This is a genomic window from uncultured Draconibacterium sp., from assembly GCF_913060805.1.
In the GTDB taxonomy this organism is placed as follows: domain Bacteria; phylum Bacteroidota; class Bacteroidia; order Bacteroidales; family Prolixibacteraceae; genus Draconibacterium.
Window position 1 is genome coordinate 68,440 of sequence record NZ_CAJXTC010000009.1, and the last position, 21,399, is coordinate 89,838.

A 21,399-nucleotide genomic window follows, 5' to 3' on the forward strand; every position below is an offset into this window, starting at 1 on the left:
CCTGAAGGTTTTTTTATTCCAAAAATAGCAGTCCGAAGGACACCTTATTGTTTCCCCCGCTTGGGGGGAAATGTCAGCGTAAGGAATGTGCGAGGCCGACAAAGGGGGTTAATTTACTTTTCACCCAAAAACTAAAATAAATTAACCTATAGGTTAACTTTTCACCCCAAAACTAAAATAAGCCACTCCATTTTGCCTTTCCACTTTTTACTTTTGCCTTCCAAATTATCGTCCTGAGCGTACCTGTCCCGACCGAAGCATCGGGAGACGAAGGGCTGTCCTTTATTTTCCCCCTTTCCCGCCCTTACTTTGATTGTGTAATCAGCTCGCAGCTCGTAGCTCGTAGCTAATAGCTATAAAAACATGTCAGGCAAAGTAACACAAGAAGAAGTTCAACTCCGGATAACCGTTGGCGGCAACCAGGCTAAAAAAGAACTGGGCCAGCTCGAACAGCAGGCTCGCGAACTCACGCAGGAACAAAAAGCCCTGAGAGCCGAAAAAGCCAAACTAAACAAAGATGTTGCTGCAGAGAAAAAGCAGATTACAGCTTTAAACAAAGAGCTGAAAGTTAACCGCGAAGCCCTTGAAAAAAATAAAGACCGCCAGGCAGCATTGCGTAAAGAAATAGGCCTCACCGGTCTTACAATGCGCCAGCTAAACATGCACATTAAAACCCTTCAGTACCACCTGCACAATGCAACGCCTGGTACCGAAGAGTGGAAACGTTACAATGCTGAGCTAACAAAAGCTATTGCTCATAAACAGCGTCTGCAAAAAGGTGTTACCGTTATGGGGCAGGCAATGCGCCGGGCAGCTACCACCGTTAACCACTATGCCGGTATGATGATGGCTGCAGGTTTTGCAGTTTACAAAGTTTACGACACATTTATCCAGGGAAATGCCAAACTCTCCGACCAGCTTTCCGATGTCGAAAAACACACCAACCTTACCCGAAAAGAACTTAACGCCCTGTATCTCGATCTCCGGAAGGCCGATACCCGCACCAGCAGAGAAGAACTTTTAAAGCTCGCGTCTGTAGCTGGTAAGTTGGGTATCGAAGGTCGCCAGAATATCCTCGAATTTGTAAAGGCATCCGATCAAATTACCGTTGCCCTGGGCGAAGATATGGGCCAGTCTGCCGACGAAGCCGTTAAAATGGTAGGTAAAATTGTCGATGTATTCGATCTCGATAAAATTTATGGAATCGAGCAGGCCATGCTAAAAGCCGGTTCTGCCGTAAATACCCTCGGGCAAAGTTCATCCGCCAACGAAGGGTATATTGTCGAGTGGACCAATCGGGTTCAGGGTATTGCCAAAACTGCCGGAATTGCAATGACCGATGTTATGGGCCTCGCTTCTGCCAACGATCAGCTCGCGCAATCTGCCGAGGTATCAAGTACAGTGTTTACCCAAATCGTACCAAACATGTTTAAAGATACTGCTACCTATGCCAAAGTAGCCGGTATGGAAGTGGGCGATTTTACCAAACTACTTAAAACCGATGCCAACGAAGCTTTTATCGCCCTGCTCGACGGGCTAAACGGCAACAACGACAGCCTCGACACCATGACCCAAAAACTCGATGGCCTTGGTCTCGATGGTAAACGGGTTATCTCCGTTCTGCTCGCCCTTGCCCGCGACACCGATAAAATCCGCGAAGCCCAGGATATCGCCAACGAATCATTTAAACAAGGCACTTCAATAACTGATGAATTCAGCAAAAAGAATGAAAACCTTGCCGGTAACCTTGCAAAAATTGGTAAACGATTAAAGGAGTTGACTACCAATTTTGCACTGGAGTCCTGGTTAACAAGCGTTACAGGTAAGTTTGCCGGAATGATAACTAAAACCCAAACTGAAAGGGTACTAAAACTGGCTGATAACCTGAAGAAATTGGAGCGACAATTCGCGGACCAAAACGATACTGTCGACAAATTACTTATTACTTATGATGAACTTAAGGATAAACAAACGCTTACAAAAGATGAACAAGAGCTGCTAAACGAAACGATCCGTAAGATTGGAGAAATCGTTCCAACCGCAATTTCAGAGTTTAACAAATATGGCGAAGCTGTAGGTATAAATAAGACCAAAATAATGGAAGCCAGGGAGGCTCAACGTTTGTTGAATCTCGAAATGAAACAGGATGTAATAGAGGATCTGGTTAAGAACATCGATAAACAAAACGAATCCATTACCCGGGCAAACGGATCTATCGAGGCCCGTCAGAAACTTTTAGCCGACGAGGATCTGATGACAAAAACAATAGCCTATAGTGGTAAAACTCGAGAAGAAATAGAAAAAACCAACCTCCTGGCCATAAAGGACCAAAACGATGTTATAAAACAAAATAATGTAGAACTGGCTCAGTCAATTCTAAAGCTGAAAGATATCGGACTTACGGAAGAAGAAATTAGCACCAAAACCGGCATTTCTATTGAAAAAATGACCGATATCGTAAATAAGTACATCGAGACAATTAATAAAGCCCCGGGCGAAATAAATGCACCAGATACAAACGACGAAGATATGGGCGCCGGTGCTATATCAAAAAAACAATTAAAATCTCAGGAAGAATTACTCGAGCAATCATTTACGGCTCGTCAAAATATTGTAAAAGAGCAATACCTTCAGGAAAAAATAACCCAGGACGAATACAACAATCAAATGTACGTTCTCGAACAGGCACATTTAATAGCTCTCCGTGAATTGTATAAGAAAAATGGGAATGACATATCCGAAATACAAAGCGATATTTTGGATAAAAGAATCGAGCATGCCAAAAAAATGGTTAAACAGGTTACCGAAGAAAGTCAGGCTGCCATCGATATTGCAATGTCAATCCAAACCGATGAAGAAGAAGAAACTTTCGATCCTGCCACCAATGCCGAGATTCAGAACTTTTTGCAAACACAGGAATTTAAAGAGCTTTTACTTAAAGATAAACGCGATCAGGGATTGATTTCTGAAGCTGAATACCTGCAAAAGTTGGAGCGGTTACGCCAGCAGTATGCAAACAAAGAAAAGGATCGATTAGAAATTATTCAGGAAACCGCTGACGCACGCCTTGAAATAAAAGAAATCGAATTAGCGGCAATCGGCGAAGTTTCAGGAGCCCTATCCGGAATGGTTGAAGAGGGATCGGCAGCTTATTATGCCTTGTTCGGGATTGAAAAAGCAATGGCAATTGCACAGGTATGGTTAAACTATGCAAAAGAATCAGCGGCAATTGCAGCTGCAGCAGCCGAAATGAACGCCGTTAGTTTTGGTATTGCCGGAACAGCCTGGGGTTTAGTTCAGCAAGCAAAAGCAAAAACCCGGGCAATTGCTAATACGGCCCTTATTGCTACTCAATCAATCGCCGCTTTGGCACAGAAACGCGATGGCGGTTACGCCACAGTTTACGGTGCCGACGATGGCCGCCAGTACCGTGCCCGCGTGCTCACCCAGGCAGGTACCGGCATGTTGCCCAATAACCCGGTTGTTATGCCATCCGGTATACTGGCATCCGAAGCCGGGCAGGAATATTACGTAGATAACCGAAGCCTGTCGTCAGAGGTACGCGATGCCATGGGCCTTCGTATTGCCGACCATGTGGCAATGATCGATGCCATGAAAAACAATACCGTGCTCACCCAGCGTATTGCCGGCGGTTACTCGCCGCAGCCAAAAATCGTTAAAGAGGTGGCTAATCAGGGTCAAGACCCTACACAACCTTACACATCCGGAATGGATAAAGAAACAGCTGAAGAATTGACGAAAGCTTTAAAGGCATTTACAAATAAAAAACTGGTTGTATACTCTGAGTTAATCAAAAAAGATCTTGAATTACTCGATCAAATTGAAAAAGAAAGTTAACAATGGCAATAGCAGTAAATATATTAGGAGGTTTGGTACAGCTAACCGGTAACCCGGTAGAAATAAAATGTTCGGGTGCTGCAGCTCCGGCCGGAAGCAGCGATTATAAAATTCTGCTTCGTGTAATTTCGCAAGACGGAAAACTGGAAGGAGCACCTTTTGAAGATGCCAAAGCACCCGACGAAAATGGTGAGCGCATTTTTGATATCAGTGCATATGTTGATCAGCCGGTAAAGAAAAGTTTCGATTACCCTTTTACCGCTGCCATGGTGAGTTACCCCACGCAAACATTTAGCATACAAGTGCAGGCCGGCGAAAGCTACTGGGATAGCAACAACGAATACCAGGAAGTGTGGGGCGAAGTGGAAGCCGATATCGTACAGATGTTAAAGGGCGGAATTAACCCACGCCAATACTCCATGATGGAAGCCGATAACCTGAGCTTTTATAACGTGTATGTTGAAGGCGATAACTTTCTTACTCCACGGCCAAACGGCGAGCTGGTTTATAAAACGCAGATGATAAAACTGTGGTACATGGTGGCTGCCAATACTACAGGAACTTTCGAAATTGAAGCTCATTTCGACGACGACAGCATCGAAACCTATTCGACACCCATTACCTTAACCACCGCCAATTTATACGAGTTTAACTGTAACCCTGCTTTGCATGGCATTGACTTGGAGCAGGCCGATAAACGATGTGTTTTCTTTAAAGTTTGGCTGGCATTGGCATCGGGTAACTCGCAGGTGCGCAACTTTTATTTCGACTGGAATTACTGCGAGCGCCCAACCTACATCCTTTTTGCCAACAGCCTTGGAGGAATCGACGATGTATTTTTTAGCGGAAATGTAAAAGATGCTTTTGCCACCGAAGGCGATTTGGCCGAATTCCCGTTCGATACAGCTAACACAGTGTTCGATCCGACAATTATACCGGCCGCTAAAACCGGGCAAAACAAATGGACCGTTAACACCGGGTGGAAAAACCTTACCACTATTCAGTATTACCGCGATTTAATGGTAACCCGACAAGCATGGTATTTATATGGCTTCGTTACCAAAGATTCATTCCTCGTAATTCCGGTAACCATCGATAATGCCGATAAAGTGATTTACGACCGCCAAAAAGATATGTACAACATTGAATTAACCATTACCGAAGCACATAGCAGCCCATTTGTCTTCGATAACCGAATGTATTAACCATGCTGGGATATTACTTAAATAACAAACCGTTTTTACTGGATGACGATACTTCGGTGCGCCTTACCTGGTTAAATCCTGCCTGCAATTTTGAAGAATTCAAAGGCGATAAAGGAATGGGCATCGATATCCCGGTTAACGATCCTAACCGTGCATTGCTGGGTAATCCTGAGCGTTTTGAAAAATATGCCAATACAAACGATCGCGAATTCCCCAATTTTGAAATCAGGTTTAGCGGAAAATTGCTAATGGCCGGTACATTGGTAATTAATAAGGCCGACGACGAACAATATTCCGGATGGTTGCGTGGCGTGGTTGGCAACCTGAAAAAAGAGCACCAGGAGAAATACATTTACGACATTGATGCTTTTGATCAGGATGTGGATCTCGAACTTAATTCGTTCCCCAATTCGTCAACCGACGATTACTGTTTGCCACGGCTAAAAAATACCAAGTTTTTTTACGATAAAGGCCGTAACAAAAATGTGCCTACCGAAATTGAAAACCCCGATTGGTATTATGGGAGCAAGTTAGACGAATACACAACGGAAGATATTGAAACTGCGATTTACGATTTGGCTTTTAAACGCACTGCCAATTCGATGGTTAACCAGCACCCGCCACTGGTAATTCCCGAATCAACCGTGGCCGCTTATGCTGTTGAACTTTACCTCGATGTGTATGTAATATCGCCCATGTTGTTTTTAAACTACGTGTTGAAAGAATTAATGCGCGATGCGGGTTTTTATATCGATCGTAACGACATTGCCGACGATCCTTCGCTAAGCAAGCTTTTTATCTACAATAATTTCGATATCGGTGTTTTCGATTACGTGAAAGAAAACGAAGAGCAATTTGGCTACAATACCGATCCGTTCGACGGTGGAGGAAACACACTTTATTTCTTAATTCAGGATATTCACCGCCATTACCCTTCGTTTAAATACAAATGGCTGCTTCCAAAAATACAGTTGAAGGAATTTATTATCGGTCTGCAAAACATGCTGAATGTTTGTTTCCAGTTTAAACAAAACGGCAAAGTTGACATTATCGACCGTGAGCAGATAATTACCAAACAGGCTTTTGATATTAGTAAGTACCTGGTAGGCAACTGGGCTATGGACGAGCGAAAAGATGTAAGCCTGAAATTCAGTTTTGAGCACGACGAAGACGATACTTTTTTCCAGGATAATTGGGAAGACATTGACGACCGCCGCGACGATGTAGAAGCAGCGCTCGACAACTGGGAAGATCTTCCGGAACTGGCCGATCCTGAAGTGGGCGACATTCGTTACCTGAAAGAACTGGATATTTATGTGGAGTACTGTTTGATTCAGGAAAGCTACGGCAGCCAGATGTCGGGTAACCAAATGATTGAAGACCGCCTGGGCTGGAAACGTATTTCGTATGGTTTTCAGCATGGTTTTATTAACCGGGCCGACGATAAGGAAGAGGAAGAAATAGAAACCGTTTTCAGCACGCTGTTTAACAACGGTACCGACACCGTTACATACCAACCGGGAAACACCCGGGGAAAACGATTTTTGTATCAGAATTTTTCGCCCCGCCTCCTGTTCCATAATGGGCAAAACTCGTGCAGTAACACCGACTCAACCAACGGCTTAATGCTCGATTGGTTAAAAGAAGGTATTGGATTACTCGCAAAACGTTACCCCAAATGGGGCCGGTTTTGGAGCACTCGGCAACCTGCTTCGCGAAAATCGATGTTACCGCTTAATGTGCTCGATTATATGGTTCGGAATATTACCGATCCATACACCAGCAAAGAGGGAGATTTTATAATTGAGAAAATGGAAGCAACAGTATACAAACACCACGTTGGAGTTACCACGATCGATGTATATAAAAAATAGCACATGGCAGATTCAAGGCTAAGAACAAAACAGGAGCTTAAACGCTTATTCCGAAACCTGAAGCGCAAAGGAATTACCGACGATATGATGAACATTCTTATCGACACGCTTTGGCGCGATCGCGTGGTTAATCGTACGTCCGGATTTTACTTTCCTGGTGGCGAGGATTGTCATATACTTTTTGAAAATTCATCTCGCACTTTTACCATTCAGCCTGTTGATCCGTTGGTTGATGGCTATAAACCGCGATTCCTGTTTTACAGCTTTACCAACCGCCCGGTACTTCAACGCAAGTATTACGTTGAAACCATCGTGCTACCCGATGAAGAGGGTTTGTTTGTTGTTTATTATAAATCCGACGAATCTAACAGCGATTATGTGCTGGCGTATAAAAAGAATCCGACAGAAGAAGAGCTGCAGGCGATTTACGAAGATGAAATTGTAATCACCTTTATTTATTGGGATGCCACAGCCAAACAAGCCCTAACTTTTGGCGAAGACCGTCACGGCAGCGAGTGGAATCCGCAAATACATTGGTACCTGCACAACGCTTTTCATGGCCGACGAAACCCGGGAGGATTAAACGTAACGGGCATGCAGATTAACGAAGACGGATCTGCTGATGCACACGCACAGTTTTCGGTTACTGCAGGCGGTTTTTCGCACGACGATATTCCCATTGCTGTTGATTCAGCTGCCGGAGGAACATCCGCAATACCTGTGCTCTATTTTTCAGGAGCCGGAAGTTATCCCCGCTTTTCGAGCCAAACAGGTTTTCAGGTATTAAACAGCGGCAGATTGGTGTACAACCAAAACAGCCAAAGCCTTACCCAGTGTACCAATGGCTGGTTTGTGGCTTACCACGTTTTTGCCACCAACGACAGACTCGATGGCCAGCAAATTATTTCAGTTGCCGGCCAAAACCAATACGAGAAACTGGCCGAAGCTTTTGCCCAGGTGCAAAACGAAGTAAATACCATTTACGGATTGTCGCCACAACAGGGGCTTTGTTATCTGGGTTCTGTTATCTATCAAACATCCGATGCTTACACCAATGCCGTAAAAGCACGTATTGCCGGGTTTAGTGGCGATGAAGAACACCCTGCAGTAAGCATTGCCCCGGGTAGTGAGGATTATTTAAGCATAAACGAGGATCAGGAACTGGCGTTTGATGCTGATGCGCTTCAGTTTGCCGATGGCCTGTCAGCCTACGAAATAGCCGTACAAAATGGTTTTGTTGGTACCGAAGCCGAGTGGCTGGCTTCGTTGGTTGGAGCTGCCGGAAACGATGGTGCAGGCGTAACAATTGTGGGCAGTGTAACTTCTTCATCAAATCTCGATCCGTCGTACACCGGCGATGTTGGCGATATGTATATTGCCCAGGATACCGGACACGGTTGGGTTTGGGATGGAAGTACATGGAATGATGTTGGCCAGATACAAGGACCGCAAGGCGATACAGGAAACACCGGAGCTTCGGCATACCAGGTAGCTGTTGCCAATGGTTTTACAGGCACCGAAGCCGAATGGCTTGCGAGCTTAGAGGGAACCGATGGAACGAACGGCACAAACGGCACCGATGGAGCCGACGGAGCCGATGGCGATGACGGCCTATCAGCATACGAAGTTGCAGTGCAAAATGGTTTCTCCGGAACTGAAGCCGAATGGCTGGCCAGTTTAAAAGGCGACGATGGCGATCCGGGATTAATTACCGTTGATACAACCTGTGGTGATGAGCAGATTACCAACACCACTGATATTATTGCCATTCTCGATACCACAAGTGGTCCCTATACGAATTCTGATAATGTTGATTCGGTAGTGGCTTCGCTTAACAGCTGGTTTTCGGCGTACCAAACCGCCAATCCCGATTTTCAGGGAAACCTTTACATCGGTAAAAACAACGTGGAAGATTACGTTGCCTGGCTGCCACAATTGCGAACCAATTACGCCAGCGGATTCGTATGGATTAGCGGTTACGAAATGACCGCCAATGCCGGTTCGGAAGTATTCCTGATCTGCTTTGTAAACGAATCAAATCCAAGTTATCACGATTCAACAACACCGGCTGCTGCCGATACGCCAACAGCTGCGTTTATTTCAGATTATAACGAGTTTGTAACAGCACGCGGAGAAATGGATTTCTTTGGAAGTGTGGTTTACCCCGTTGTGGCATTAAATCCTACCGGCGTTGAATCTAATTTTCTGATAAATACCTACGCGGTAATGAATTCGCCTTCTAATTTGTCGGAAACAGCATTTGCCACGCAAGCAGGTACCAACTACGACAATGCCAGCTACGATTTCTCAAGTACTGCAAACCCGTATGCAAGTTACCCGCTTGGTCCGTACGGATTTACTGCAGTGTTAAACAAACATACCGTTGGCGGAAGTACCGCTGCAATATCGTTTACCGCCGCCGAATTTGCTGAAGACATAAACGCAATTCTGTCGGGTGCCAACGCTACAACCAGTCAGGTGAGTTTATTTCAAAGCTACGTGAATCAAATACTCACCTTGCGCGGTTTGCGATCGAACACCATATCGCTCGAAATACTGCCCGGTGGTTGCATACAAATGGAGGTTGACGAAAGTGCTTCGGGAGGCAGCGGTGGCGACCAGGTGCAGTCCGATTGGGCCGAAACCGATCCAACGGCAGCGTCCTTTATCAAAAACAAAGATTTAGTTACAATTGACCGAAATATCAACGGCGGATCTGCAGCATCTGTATATCTGCCCACACAAATAATCTCAGGAGGAGGAGCAAATGGCTGATGTTATACAATTCAGAGTTGATACAACCGCAAACTGGACGAGCGTAAATCCTACGCTTGCTCAGGCCGAAAAAGGTATTGAAATACTTTCGGGAGGTGGTTACAAAGAAAAAATTGGCGATGGCGTTACCGCCTGGAACGATTTGGGTTACTACGAAACTACGCTCGAAGGCGATTTAAACGCCATTGCAGCATTAACAGGCACTTACGGTTTGTTGCGTAAAACTGCCGAAAACACATGGGAAATCGACACATCGGTTTACCTAACCGCTATCACAAAAGCCATGGTTGAGGCCGTTTTAACCGGAACAATCAGCAGCCACGATCACAGTGGCGCTTATTTAGAAAGTATAACCAAAGCGATGATTGAAGCCGTGCTTACGGGTGTAATTTCAACACACTCGCATACGGTAAGCAAAGCTGATGTTGGTTTGGGTAATGTTGACAATACCAGCGATGCCGACAAACCTGTGTCGACAGCTCAGCAAACTGCCCTCGATTTAAAAGCAAACAAAGCCAATGCCGCGTTAACAGGAATACCTACTGCTCCAACTGCATTAGCTACCGACGATTCAACACAGTTGGCAACAACTGCTTTTGTTCAGGCTGTAATTGCTAATTTGATTAACAACTCACCGGCTGCGCTTGATACCCTCGACGAGCTGGCAGCTGCTTTGGGCGACGATCCGAACTTTGCCACAACAGTTACTACCCTAATTGGCGAAAAGCTGGCAAAGGCTTCCAATTTGTCCGATTTAACCGATGTTGCGGCTGCACGTACCAACCTGGGGCTTGGAGCAGTTGCCTTACTGGCCTCGATAGCAATTAGCGATGTAACTGGACTGCAAGCTGCGTTGGATGCAAAACAAGCCTCCGGAAACGAATTAACCGCATTGCAGGCTTTGGCCGATACAGCAGGTTTTATTAAAAAAACAGGAGATGGAGCCTACACAATCGACACTTCAACTTACCTTACAGGAATAACAAAGGCAATGGTCGAGGCAGTGTTAACAGGTACAATCAGCTCGCACAACCACAGTGGTACCTACGAACCAGCCGATTCTACCATATTGAAAGAGGCTGATGTTGCCACCCTGGCATTGATAAATGCTTTGGTAGGTGATGCCACCTTAATAGATACCAACGACACTCGCCTAAGCAACACACGCACACCCACGGACGACAGCGTTACCGAAAGCAAACTGGCCGACGCTTATAAAAACATGGAAGCTGTTGCCGGAACGGTACTGAACTGGGCTAATATGGGCGGAACTAAAACGCTTACTGCCGATACTACTTTTACGTTCTCGAACCTGCGGAAAGGAGCTTACTTTTTTGAAACGCAGGGCGACTTTTCGCCTACGCTTCCGGCCGGTTTTAACTATGCAGGCGGCGAACGAGCAGCAACAGGAACCACGCTTTACCAAATTGTATGCACTGATAGTTCAACGCCTGTTGGTTGGTATATAATCCTTAAAACTGAAAGCTAATGAGTTTGATTGTGCCTATAATGAAGCCGGTAATTTCGACTCCTTCGGGTGGATTGCTTACATATTTGAGGTTATCTACTGAATTAAACGAAGCTTCCGGATCTACAGTATATGATAGCTCAGACAACAATAACGATGGAACAAATGTAAACTGTACAGTAAATCAAACCGGTATTCTGGATAAATGTTACAGCTTTCCGGGATCGAATAGTGGCATAGAAATACCTGATAATAACTCGCTGGATTTAACAGAGGCAATAACGGTATGTTCGTGGGTGTATTTGTCTGATGTTGCAAGCGGTGGTGTGATAGCAGCCAAGAGGAGTAATGCTTATTACGCTTGGGATTTTAGTTCTTCAAGGGTTAGCGGGTATGCTTATTTTGGGCCTAATAATAATGCTTATCGCGCCAACACAGGTGAATCAATTCCAATAGGTGAATGGTGTATGCTTACAGGTACTTTTGACAGGTCGTCTGTTAAAGTTTATATAAACGGAACACTTAAAGGATCTTACACCTATAACACAGCGATTAATACTAACTCTGAACCGGTTTACATTGGACGCAGAGGTAGCGGATTTACGTTTAACGACACTCAATATTGGGGCGGATTAATTGACGCTACGCGAATATTTTCAATTGCTTTGGATGCAACTGCTATAACCTGGCTGTGGAATTCTGGCAATGGCCGTACTTATTCTGAACTTCAAAATTACTCGATATGATAAAAGCACGCTTTGAAAATGGACAAATAAAACGGTATATAGAAATACCTAAATACTGGGCTCACTATGCCGGAAACTTTGCTGAGCAAAGCGATGAAGTACATGAGCAGTTTGGATTTTACCCGGTTGTTTTCCCGGATTATGATCCGCAATTGCAAACCCGTGGAGAGATTTACTGGGATGAAGTTAACCAGGTGTTTACCTACCCGGTAACTGATAAAGCGCTGGATTTGGAAGAGCTAAAAGCCCAAAAACAAGCCGAGGTTAGCGCTGTGGTTGATGAAATTTCGCAGATAATTTCTACAGCAAAAAACCTTTACGATCCGTGGCGCGATACACCGGAGGCAATCCCAACCGATTTTAAAACACTTGTGGCCCAACGCACTACTTGGCTTGCTCGTGCCAATGCCGAAATTGGTGCACTGGCCACTGTTGCCGATGCCGTTAACTACGTGGTTCGTGGCCCCGAGGTAGAGGCTTACATCGATATGTTGAAACAATTTACAAACACCACAAATATTACTGCCGAATGAAGACAATAAAACCAACCGATTTACAACCCGGCGACATACCGGCAATTTGCACCCCAAAAGGCTTTTTACCCAAAGGAATCCGCGCTTTTATGTGGTTGTGGAGTGTAATCCACTACCGCCGCATCCCGAAAGGGAAATTATACAACCACACCATGATCGTGTTCTTTCCGGGTAAAATTGCCGAGGCCGTTAAACGCGGTTACGTGCGCCATTTGTTTATGGAGCACTACGCCGATCGGTTGGAACACATGGTTGTTTTCCGCCCAAGGCAACCACTTACAGCCGCCGAAATTGAAAAGCTTCAGCAGGCATCGCTGGCAATGGCCGACAGAAACGTGGAATACGAGATCCTTAATTTCTTTTACTGGATGGTGTACATCGTTACCAATGGCCGCGTCGATTGGTTTCCGAAAGGAAGTAAAATTGACGATAAGGTTTTCTGCTTCGAAGTATCGGCCACCCACACCAACGATTACCGACCGGGTTTCTTCGCTAGGCCAAGCCATACAAATACGGTAGATCTGCAGAACGATGATCGGTTTGAACAATTGTATTTTAAAGAATAATCTGTCCTTTCAATCAGTAGCCATGTGTCGCATATTTACAATAAAAACAGTTATGAAAGAATTCCTCCAGAAATTCTGGTTAATGATCGCCGGCTTTTTTAGCTCAATATTTTATCAAGGCGTTAACGACTTGCATGCACAGGGCACCAACGCACAGGAAATGGCGGTAAAAGCTGCAGAACAATTTGCCTCGGCTTCGCCTGAGCATACTATGCTGTGGTATTTTATGATTGGTGTTGTTGGAGCAGTTGGCGGCTTGCTGGTTAAAATTATCTGGGCCTGTTTGAAAAGGTTGTTCCCAAAACTTAAAACAATCGACGCATGAAAACTTTAATCAAATTAGCAAAGGGTTTTGTAACCGACTTTTGGATGCTTCCGCTGGCCATTGTTATAATGATTCAGCACGAATACATTGTTGAGCAGCTACAATTAATGCCCACACTTAACGAAGTAAAAGTTGGCAACATTGTACCAACAATTGTAATATTCCTCCTTATCATGTTCTTTGTAAGGCTCTATTTTCTGAGTCAATACCCCGATGTATACCGGAAGAGTTTAATGAACGAAAAAAACGGAACGTTATGGCCAAGCTTATCGCCCTGGCGGCAGTTTATTGTTTTGCGATTGGAACGCTGGGTTTTAATACTATCGGCAACACTGATCTTCCTGGCAATGTTTTAACACGTAAAGAGCGTCAGGAACTTACTACCCGCAACAATGTAATTGAATCGGCAAAACGCTGGCTCGATGTTTACGAGCTTACCGGGAAAAACGATCACCCGATGATTGCTAAATCGATGCGCCTTTGTGGGCTGCCAGGCGATAAAGGTTATCCGTGGTGCGCCAGTTGCCAGTCTGAGATTTTCGATCATGCCGGTGTTTCCACTATAATTTCGGCACGCGTAACCGACTGGTATAAATCGAACCTGGTTTGGGAACGCAGCTGGGGAGTGCCATTACCAAAACAATATTTACAACCGGCCCAAAGCCTCGGGTTTTATTATAAAAGCCTGCACCGCTACGGGCACACAACCTTATTGGTTTATGCAAGCGACAAACGCGTTTATTGTATGGAAGGCAATACTTCGCGCAAAGGATCGTATGATCCGGTTACTTTTGAAATGATTGATTTGGGCGAAGATACCGAACGCGATGGCGATGCCTTTTATCCGAAAACGCACTCTTACTACGAAATCGATGTTGTTTCCGACAAATGCCTGCAGGGAAATGACTTCATACGCAGGTACAACGATTATTTAAAAACCGTAATGCCATAACCATGTTTGCATTTGGATTTTCTTTAGGATTTGCTGTGCTGATAGTATTCGAATTGTACATGTGCAGCTTCGAAGTTGATAATAAAAATTAGAGCTATGAAACAATTTTTTAAAAACTACACGCCATTTAATACCATCGAGAATATTTTGGTGGTGATTTTAACTGTTGTGTTTATGAAGGTTTTTGTCATTAACCCAATGCAAAAAATGTACGAAACGCGACTTGATAAACAAACCGCTGTAATTGTAGAGCTGGCGAAGATCGAAAAATACAAGATCCAGAACGATTTCGAGAAAATGAAAGCCCACAAAGGCAGCGATATTGTTTTGGATTTGAATAATACGCTTAACGCTTTGGAATTGGAAACAATGCCATTGGATACCATTCCGGCACAACCGGAGAAAAAAGGATTTTTTAAACGATTATTTTCAGGAAAATGAAAGGAATGATTAACGTCTTTAGGGAGATATTCAAACTGTACATTACCTATGTGTTTTATCCTTTGCTGATAATTGCGATTGTACTCTATTTTACGCACGAAGTAGATCTGCAATATCTGGTAACAGTTCTGTGCTTTATCCTGTTTTGGTTTTACTACGAAATAAACGCCAAGGATCTGCAGCTGCGAGAAAGGAATAAACTCCCTGACGCAAAAGATAAGTGATAAACCGGAGCTTCCGGTAGCCCAGCATAAGTATGCTAAGGTTTGCAGAATCCCTGCAGCGGTAGGGATTCTTTTTTGTCCTTTCGCTTATTTACGATTATCGACAAATTGAAGTCTCAAAAATGAAACGATAGATTAAAATCAATCAATCAATTAAGTTCAATTTAAAGAAAGTACTATGAGAAAAATGTTTACAAGGCTTATTGTAGTGATGATTCTCCTGGTGGTTTCCAATGCGTACCAAGCCAACGCAGGTCCACCAGACAACATCGGCAATGATTACACCCACGCGGTTGTAATGCCCGACGTTGACAATTTCGTTATTAACCAGGTTACTCCCGATGCTGAAGTATATACCTACTCGGCACCGGAGCTGGCAACAGAAGAAAGTTTTTACGTTGAAATAGAGGTTAACGTAATGGTCCGGGAGGTGACTACCTGCAGGAAGATCTCAACCTTAAAAGCTTTAAGTGGATCTGCTACCGAGAATGCAGCTATAGCTTTAAATTCTGCTTGCACCAATTTGAATAACGTTACTCAAAGTCCACCATTGCTATGCTCAGCAAACGTGGCAATTAATAACTCGTTGAGAAGAGATTTACAGCATTCCAATTTTGGCTATCCGCTTACAGCGAATTAGCGCAATATTTTTTCATAAGTTTGGTTTAGTTAGGTTTAGTTTGAAAGCATCCGCTGGGGCGGGTGCTTTTTTATGGCTCAAAATCCCTTTGGCGAAGGGAAACTCTCGCGCACATGCTCCGATCGTTCTCCAAAGTGCTGCCGGATATATCTGTAGGTTGAAGTAATATCGGTATGCCCCAGCTGGTTCATTAGTTCAACAATGGTTGCTCCACTCTCCAAGAGTTTGCCGGCTCCGGTATGTTTAAACGAGTACCACTTGTAACTTTTCGACAGATCAAGATCATCCCGGAAACTATTGAACCGGTTCCGGAGCGTATTGGTTCCGATCTGCCGGTTGCCTGGTCTTCCAAACGGACCAATCAAAAACATTTCTTTTCCATACGTATGAATTCCATGTTGCTGCAGCACCTCAAAAAGTTGGGTAGGGATGTCGATCACACGCTCTTTGCGTTTTTTTGCAATGTTTTTTGGGATTAAAATTGTCCGGGCTCCAAAGTTAATGTGCTTCACCTGCAGGTTTAATAATTCGTTGCCCGGGCGAACAAAACAAAAGTACTGCAGCAGTGCAGCCAAAAACAATTGCGGATCTTGTTCGCGCATCATCGGCAGGATCTTTTCCATATCATCATCAAGAAAAGGCATCGCCGAAAAATCTTCATCCGTTTCCGGAATATCAATATCGTGCACCGGGTTTTCAATAAGCACATTTCGGATAATCAGGAATTTAAAAAACTTGTGCAGTGTCATTCTGTATTTTTCAACAGTCCGCCTGGCCAGCTGCCGGTCGTTAATCAGGTATGCAAAAAAACGGATGATAACATCGTTATCGAATGTGGTAAGATCATTATCCACAAGTTTCTCAAGCTCAAGCCACGCTGTAAACTCTCTGATCTTGCCTCGGTAGCTCTCATAAGTCTTTTTTGCCGATATACCTTTTATGTGCGAAATGTATTCCGACCCGTAGAAACGTATGTTTTTATTGGCTTTCCGTTTGCGACCGTAAACCCGGGCGGCTTCGTGGTATTCCAGCTCATCCTCGTAAACTACCTGGTTCTTTATATCGTCGAGAGGAGTCCAGCCTTTGTTAAGCTTTGCGGTGTAGATCCTTATCAGCTCTTCGGCTTTCGCGTACCGGGCCTTTTTCGTTTTCAGCAGAGACAAGTCTTCCTGATAACGCTTGCGTTTCATTTTCCCGTCCTTCGGATCTCTGTATCCCAATTCAATCCACCACGATTTCGCGATGTCGCCACCGGCATCGTACAGGTAAGGAGTTCTAAAAAGTTTTTTCCTTCTCATATCCGTTAAAATTTCGCGTTCCCCAACGTGAAAAAATTAACCGACAATCGATGAAATACACGCTTTATTTACACTGACATACACTTAATGTGTGTAACTAACTGTATATCAAATGTGTTGTAAAACATAGTGGAGCTGGCGGGAGTCGAACCCGCGTCCAAACGAGGAAGCTACAAGCTTTCTACATGTTTATCTCTGACTTAATTTTCGAATAGCAGCCGGATCAAAGCCACCAACTACTACCTTATCTCTTTTAATTTCGCAAAAACGCCAGAGCCTCATTTATGCTAGCTTCGATTTATTTGCACCGCCTGATCGGACCGCTTCAAAGCATTAGCATCCGGGCGATGTCTCGTCCTGGCACCTTGTGCCGGGATTAAGTATAACCTACTTGATTCGGTTACGCAGCAAGAGCGTAATTATTTTCGCCAATTATGGTTTTGATCATTATTTTTTACGGGTCAACAACCAAAACCCGACATGCTTACCTGTCTCTTCTACCCGCTGTCAAAACCAGTCAGCCCCATAGAAGTTGTATTTGTCTTAAATACAGAACGTTCGGATTGGCCTTGTTTAAATATGGCAACAAACCTTCTTGTTTATTGCACAAACAATGTGCCTAATCCGCTGCAAATATATTGATTCTGCTTAAATTCTTCTATTTTATCGATTGTATATTGATTGATGAATCGCCCAATCCATCAGAACTTGCTTTGAGTGTAATCATTCCGGCTTGGTCTGAACTTCTTACCACAACCATTGCACGGCCTTTAAATGCTTTTCTTGAAGTGCCAACATAAGGATCAGTATCTCTGATGTCGCTGTTTGAAACTGCTATTATACTTCCAGGACCTTCAATCGCAAAATGTAACTGGTTTGCCGCGTTGGGATCAAGTTGCCCTTTTGCGTCGGTCATTTCAACAGTTATAAACGAAAGGTCTTGTCCGTCTGCATCAATCTCCGTGCGATCAGCAGTTAGTTTTATTTTAGAAGCTTTCTCTGCGGTTGTGAGAACGGTTGACTCCATTTCCTGATCGCCACTTACTCCAACAGCTTTTATTGTGCCGGTTTCGTAAGGTAGCGTAAATAACGCTTTAAATTCTTCTTGTCTGCCTGTTGCTTTTTCTCCAATCAGTTTGTCGTTGCAGTAGAGTCGTACTTTTTCGTATTTCGAGTAGATTTCAACTTCAATAGCTTTTCCTTCGTGGCCCGGCCATGTCCAGCTTTCCCAGGTTGGCCAGGTTCCCCACATAGTTGTAATAATTTTCGAACCTTCTTTTTCCGGCTCATGAACAGCCATGTACAACTTCTCGGTGTCGTTATACAACATGCTGCGATAATGCGAAATCGGTTTTCTCCAGCCATTCAGATCAATGTCGCCACAATAGGCTGCGTGCCACGGGTAAAGGTCTTGGTGCCAGTGTTCTCCTTCAACATCTCCTTCGTAATACCAGCGACCGATGCCCGATTCGCCCAGGTAATCGATGGCTGTCCACACAAAATCACCAATGATATATGGATTTTCTTCTACCAGATCCCAACAAAAGAAAGCATCTTTTGGGTACGATTCTGATTGATAGATAATACGCGACGGAACACGCTCGTGATCAGCTTTTGCTTCGTGTAGCTGGTAATTATAGCCACAAACATCGTGTTCGGCCATAAGCGGATCAAAAATCTCCCAGCCTTGCCCCCAGGTAGTCATTGCCGATGTAACCGGACGCGTTGTATCAATTTCTTTTACGGCAGCTGCCAACTTTCGTGCCGTCTCAACCGCCTCCGGTTTTGTGCGCTCAATAATTTCGTTACCGATGCTCCACATAATAATCGATGGGTGGTTTTTATCGCGTTTCACCATAACCTGAACATCAGTTTTCCACCACTCGTCAAACAGGGTAGAGTAGTCGTGTTCCAGCGCAGTGAAGGCTGATTTCATTTCGCGCCAGCCATCAAAAGCTTCATCGATAACCAGCAACCCTAAACGATCACAGGCATCAAGAAATGCCTCCGATGGAATATTGTGTGATGTTCGTACCGCATTAAAACCGGCTTCTTTTAGTAATTCAACTTTGCGCTCTTCTGCACGGTCGAATGCTGCCGCACCAAGACAACCATTGTCGTGATGTACACAACCACCATTTAAAAGAACTTTTTCGCCGTTAAGCAGAAATCCATTTTCTGCACTAAACTCAATGCTGCGAATTCCAAAAGTATTGTCTGTTTTATCAATGGTTTGTTCACCATTTTTGATACTGATTGTTGCATTGTACAGATTTGGTGTTTCAGGTGTCCACAGCGCCGGATTTTCAACAACGATGTTCTGCAAAATTTCCTTTTCAGAATTCGGCAATAATTCCACTTTTATTTCACTGCCTCCGGCAGTATGTTGTTCTTTATTAGCTATTTGTGTTGAAAGCGTAATTTCCTGTGGCGAAGATGTTTCGTTTTTCAGCGTGGTTTTAATTTCAACGGTAGCTTCCTGTTTGCTTACAGTTGGTGTGGTAATGGAAACTCCCCATTGGGCAATATGAATCGGATCGGTAACGATCATCGATACATGGCGATAAATTCCTGAACCGCTGTACCAACGGCAGTTTTTTTGCTGCGAATTGTCAACGCGCACGGCGATTGTATTTTCTCCGCCAATATTCAGATGAGGGGTGAGGTCGTAATAAAACGATGAATAACCATAGGGATAAACACCCAATGAATGTCCGTTGATAAAAACCTCGGAGTTCATATAAACACCCTCAAAATATATGCTCACCTTTTTATCGTTCCAGCTGGCCGGCACCGTAAACTGTTTTCGGTACCATGCAATTCCGGTTGGCAGATAAGCTCCGTCGTTTCCTGCCGGATTGGAAGGATCAAATTCACCTTCGATACTCCAGTCGTGCGGAAGATCGAGCATACGCCACGATGCATCATCAAATTCCGGTTTTGAGGCTTCTGTATTCTCTCCTAAAAAGAATTTCCAGTTGTTATCGAAGTTTTGTTTGCGTTCCGGGTTTTGTTCAGTCGGATTACTACATGCAAAAATTACCAGCGCAAGAATAAAGGTGATCGTTAGTCTCATCTTATTTATTGGATTTATAATTTCCTGCAAGATGGGATTTTTTGCATAGAATGGGTAACTGAATTTCTGCAAAGGGTGTCATAAATCAGTCAAAAAATATCAATATTTATGATCTTCAGCTTTTTCAGAATAGCTTAGCAATAAAACAAAAGTTAATGATGCATTGCAACGAAGCATGTTCTTATTCTCAATGATTTTTATCGCAAACTTTCTGATTTATTTCTGCAACTTTACGATTACGGAACAGTAATCAAGCCGATTGTTGAATAAATTTGTAACATTTAATTTTTGAAAAAAAGGACCAATACAAATGAGTAAACTAAAACTGAAATTAATAGCCACACTTTTTCTTTATCTGGCAACTAACAGTGTTTTGTGGGCGCAAACGAAATCGATAAATTACTCGGAATTTATCGATGCCAGAGTTCGTGTTATTATTGATAACGACTTTGGCGGCGATCCTGATGGATTATTTCAACTGGCGCATCATTTATTATCTCCGGGTGTTGAAGTGAATGGAATTATTGGCTCGAAACAATATGCCGGTGGATTTTACGATGCTCCGGGTGATGCCAAATTTTCGTGTAAAATGGTGAATGAGTTGTTGGCTGCAATGGAGTTGTCAGAAAGATATTCTGTGTATGAAGGAGCAAGTTCTGAATTGCCGGATACCTTAACTCCAGTAGTAACCGAAGGCGCAGAAGCAATTGTTCGTGAAGCGATGAGAAACGATACCGAAAAGCCCTTGTATGTGGTTTGTGGTGCCGGTTTAACGAATATTGCCAGTGCCTTTTTAATGGAGCCTAAAATTGCAGAAAGACTAACCTTAATCTGGATTGGCGGAACAGAATATGAGGGAATCGCCGTTCCTCCGCCGGGTGCAAGCAAACGTTGGGAGTACAATACCGGGATTGATGTAAAGGCCTGTCAGGTTGTATTTAATCTATCATCGATTCCGATTTGGCAGATTCCACGCGATGCTTACCGGCAGGCACTAACTTCATACAGCGAGCTTATTTATAAAGTGAAAGGAAAAGGGGAGACTGGCAATTACCTTGTTGGCCGTTTGGAACACCTCATGGAACAGGCAAAGAAAACTTTAGGCGAGGCCTATGTTTTGGGCGACAGTCCTTTGGTGCTTTTAACTGCGTTGCAAACTTCGTGGGAATCAGATCCGGCTTCAAGCAAATATGTACTCAAACCGGCGCCAACAGTAAGCGATTCAGGTATGTTTATGGAAAACACAACTGGTCGGGAAATCAGGGTATATTATGATTTGGATATCCGACTGATGTTCGAAGATTTCTTTGCCAAACTGAGCTTATTTAGCGATTCTTCTCAGGATTGACAACCTTAATTATCAAGAAATAAAATTGAACAGCTACAATCGAAAGAACGAATGTAGCTGCTTTAAACGG

16 protein-coding genes and 1 other RNA gene are annotated in these 21,399 nt (G+C 43.9%); 14 read left to right on the plus strand and 3 right to left on the minus strand.

Annotation, left to right across the window (positions count from 1 at the left end; all coding sequences use genetic code 11):
* Positions 1-363 precede the first annotated feature (363 nt).
* From QZ576_RS07375 to QZ576_RS07435, 13 genes are all read left to right on the plus strand, one after another.
* Positions 364-3,858: a phage tail tape measure protein gene (locus QZ576_RS07375; protein ID WP_297095610.1), complete on the plus strand. Its 3,495-nt coding sequence runs from the start codon at positions 364-366 to the stop codon at positions 3,856-3,858.
* A 2-nt stretch (positions 3,859-3,860) separates the two neighbouring features.
* Positions 3,861-5,063, plus strand: coding sequence for a hypothetical protein (locus tag QZ576_RS07380; protein ID WP_297095612.1), 1,203 nt, complete (start codon positions 3,861-3,863; stop codon positions 5,061-5,063).
* Between the two features lie 2 nt (positions 5,064-5,065).
* The gene (locus QZ576_RS07385; RefSeq protein ID WP_297095614.1) at positions 5,066-6,937 is read left to right on the plus strand and encodes a hypothetical protein; all 1,872 of its coding nucleotides are present in this window, start codon (positions 5,066-5,068) and stop codon (positions 6,935-6,937) included.
* Positions 6,938-6,940: 3 nt separating this feature from the next.
* Complete coding sequence (locus QZ576_RS07390) at positions 6,941-9,712, plus strand: hypothetical protein (protein ID WP_297095616.1); 2,772 nt, start codon at positions 6,941-6,943, stop codon at positions 9,710-9,712.
* Complete coding sequence (locus QZ576_RS07395; RefSeq protein ID WP_297095618.1) at positions 9,705-11,201, plus strand: hypothetical protein; 1,497 nt, start codon at positions 9,705-9,707, stop codon at positions 11,199-11,201. The genes QZ576_RS07390 and QZ576_RS07395 overlap by 8 nt, the downstream gene beginning before the upstream one ends.
* The gene (locus QZ576_RS07400; protein ID WP_297095620.1) at positions 11,201-11,926 is read left to right on the plus strand and encodes a LamG domain-containing protein; all 726 of its coding nucleotides are present in this window, start codon (positions 11,201-11,203) and stop codon (positions 11,924-11,926) included. The genes QZ576_RS07395 and QZ576_RS07400 overlap by 1 nt, the downstream gene beginning before the upstream one ends.
* A complete protein-coding gene (locus tag QZ576_RS07405; RefSeq protein ID WP_297095622.1) occupies positions 11,923-12,459 on the plus strand; it encodes a hypothetical protein in 537 nt (178 codons plus the stop codon). Before QZ576_RS07400 ends, QZ576_RS07405 begins: the two co-directional genes overlap by 4 nt.
* Positions 12,456-13,025: a hypothetical protein gene (locus QZ576_RS07410; protein WP_297095624.1), complete on the plus strand. Its 570-nt coding sequence runs from the start codon at positions 12,456-12,458 to the stop codon at positions 13,023-13,025. Before QZ576_RS07405 ends, QZ576_RS07410 begins: the two co-directional genes overlap by 4 nt.
* 52 nt (positions 13,026-13,077) lie before the next feature.
* Positions 13,078-13,350 (plus strand): hypothetical protein, encoded by a 273-nt coding sequence (locus QZ576_RS07415; protein WP_297095626.1) that lies wholly within the window; start codon positions 13,078-13,080, stop codon positions 13,348-13,350.
* Positions 13,347-13,706, plus strand: coding sequence for a hypothetical protein (locus QZ576_RS07420; RefSeq protein ID WP_297095628.1), 360 nt, complete (start codon positions 13,347-13,349; stop codon positions 13,704-13,706). The genes QZ576_RS07415 and QZ576_RS07420 overlap by 4 nt, the downstream gene beginning before the upstream one ends.
* Positions 13,607-14,302 carry a hypothetical protein gene (locus tag QZ576_RS07425; protein WP_297095630.1) on the plus strand — a complete coding sequence of 232 codons (696 nt, stop codon included), beginning with the start codon at positions 13,607-13,609 and terminating at the stop codon, positions 14,300-14,302. Before QZ576_RS07420 ends, QZ576_RS07425 begins: the two co-directional genes overlap by 100 nt.
* A gap of 96 nt (positions 14,303-14,398) precedes the next feature.
* Positions 14,399-14,743, plus strand: coding sequence for a hypothetical protein (locus tag QZ576_RS07430; protein ID WP_297095631.1), 345 nt, complete (start codon positions 14,399-14,401; stop codon positions 14,741-14,743).
* A 402-nt stretch (positions 14,744-15,145) separates the two neighbouring features.
* Positions 15,146-15,607, plus strand: coding sequence for a hypothetical protein (locus QZ576_RS07435; protein ID WP_297095634.1), 462 nt, complete (start codon positions 15,146-15,148; stop codon positions 15,605-15,607).
* A gap of 77 nt (positions 15,608-15,684) precedes the next feature.
* Here QZ576_RS07435 and QZ576_RS07440 read toward each other — a convergent pair whose 3' ends face one another.
* The 3 genes from QZ576_RS07440 to QZ576_RS07450 all read right to left on the minus strand — a co-directional run bounded on the left by QZ576_RS07440 (position 15,685) and on the right by QZ576_RS07450 (position 19,981).
* The gene (locus tag QZ576_RS07440; RefSeq protein ID WP_297095636.1) at positions 15,685-16,905 is read right to left on the minus strand and encodes a site-specific integrase; all 1,221 of its coding nucleotides are present in this window, start codon (positions 16,903-16,905) and stop codon (positions 15,685-15,687) included.
* A 127-nt stretch (positions 16,906-17,032) separates the two neighbouring features.
* Positions 17,033-17,430, minus strand: a transfer-messenger RNA (tmRNA) gene (gene ssrA / locus QZ576_RS07445).
* A gap of 133 nt (positions 17,431-17,563) precedes the next feature.
* Entirely contained in the window at positions 17,564-19,981 is a 2,418-nt protein-coding gene (locus QZ576_RS07450; protein ID WP_297095638.1) for a glycoside hydrolase family 2 TIM barrel-domain containing protein, read from the minus strand.
* A 310-nt stretch (positions 19,982-20,291) separates the two neighbouring features.
* Between QZ576_RS07450 and QZ576_RS07455 the strand changes: the two genes are divergently transcribed.
* A complete protein-coding gene (locus QZ576_RS07455) occupies positions 20,292-21,329 on the plus strand; it encodes a nucleoside hydrolase (RefSeq protein WP_297095640.1) in 1,038 nt (345 codons plus the stop codon).
* Positions 21,330-21,399: the final 70 nt, after the last annotated feature.

Coding starts and splice junctions, on each gene's coding strand:
- QZ576_RS07455 (WP_297095640.1), top strand. CDS start 20,292: ATGAGTAAACTAAAACTGAAATTAATAGCCACACTTTTTCTTTATCTG.
- QZ576_RS07430 (WP_297095631.1), top strand. CDS start 14,399: ATGAAACAATTTTTTAAAAACTACACGCCATTTAATACCATCGAGAAT.
- QZ576_RS07420 (WP_297095628.1), top strand. CDS start 13,347: ATGAAAACTTTAATCAAATTAGCAAAGGGTTTTGTAACCGACTTTTGG.
- QZ576_RS07410 (WP_297095624.1), top strand. CDS start 12,456: ATGAAGACAATAAAACCAACCGATTTACAACCCGGCGACATACCGGCA.
- QZ576_RS07425 (WP_297095630.1), top strand. CDS start 13,607: ATGGCCAAGCTTATCGCCCTGGCGGCAGTTTATTGTTTTGCGATTGGA.
- QZ576_RS07440 (WP_297095636.1), bottom strand. CDS start 16,905: ATGAGAAGGAAAAAACTTTTTAGAACTCCTTACCTGTACGATGCCGGT.
- QZ576_RS07385 (WP_297095614.1), top strand. CDS start 5,066: ATGCTGGGATATTACTTAAATAACAAACCGTTTTTACTGGATGACGAT.
- QZ576_RS07395 (WP_297095618.1), top strand. CDS start 9,705: ATGGCTGATGTTATACAATTCAGAGTTGATACAACCGCAAACTGGACG.
- QZ576_RS07435 (WP_297095634.1), top strand. CDS start 15,146: ATGAGAAAAATGTTTACAAGGCTTATTGTAGTGATGATTCTCCTGGTG.
- QZ576_RS07415 (WP_297095626.1), top strand. CDS start 13,078: ATGAAAGAATTCCTCCAGAAATTCTGGTTAATGATCGCCGGCTTTTTT.
- QZ576_RS07390 (WP_297095616.1), top strand. CDS start 6,941: ATGGCAGATTCAAGGCTAAGAACAAAACAGGAGCTTAAACGCTTATTC.
- QZ576_RS07450 (WP_297095638.1), bottom strand. CDS start 19,981: ATGAGACTAACGATCACCTTTATTCTTGCGCTGGTAATTTTTGCATGT.
- QZ576_RS07375 (WP_297095610.1), top strand. CDS start 364: ATGTCAGGCAAAGTAACACAAGAAGAAGTTCAACTCCGGATAACCGTT.
- QZ576_RS07405 (WP_297095622.1), top strand. CDS start 11,923: ATGATAAAAGCACGCTTTGAAAATGGACAAATAAAACGGTATATAGAA.
- QZ576_RS07400 (WP_297095620.1), top strand. CDS start 11,201: ATGAGTTTGATTGTGCCTATAATGAAGCCGGTAATTTCGACTCCTTCG.
- QZ576_RS07380 (WP_297095612.1), top strand. CDS start 3,861: ATGGCAATAGCAGTAAATATATTAGGAGGTTTGGTACAGCTAACCGGT.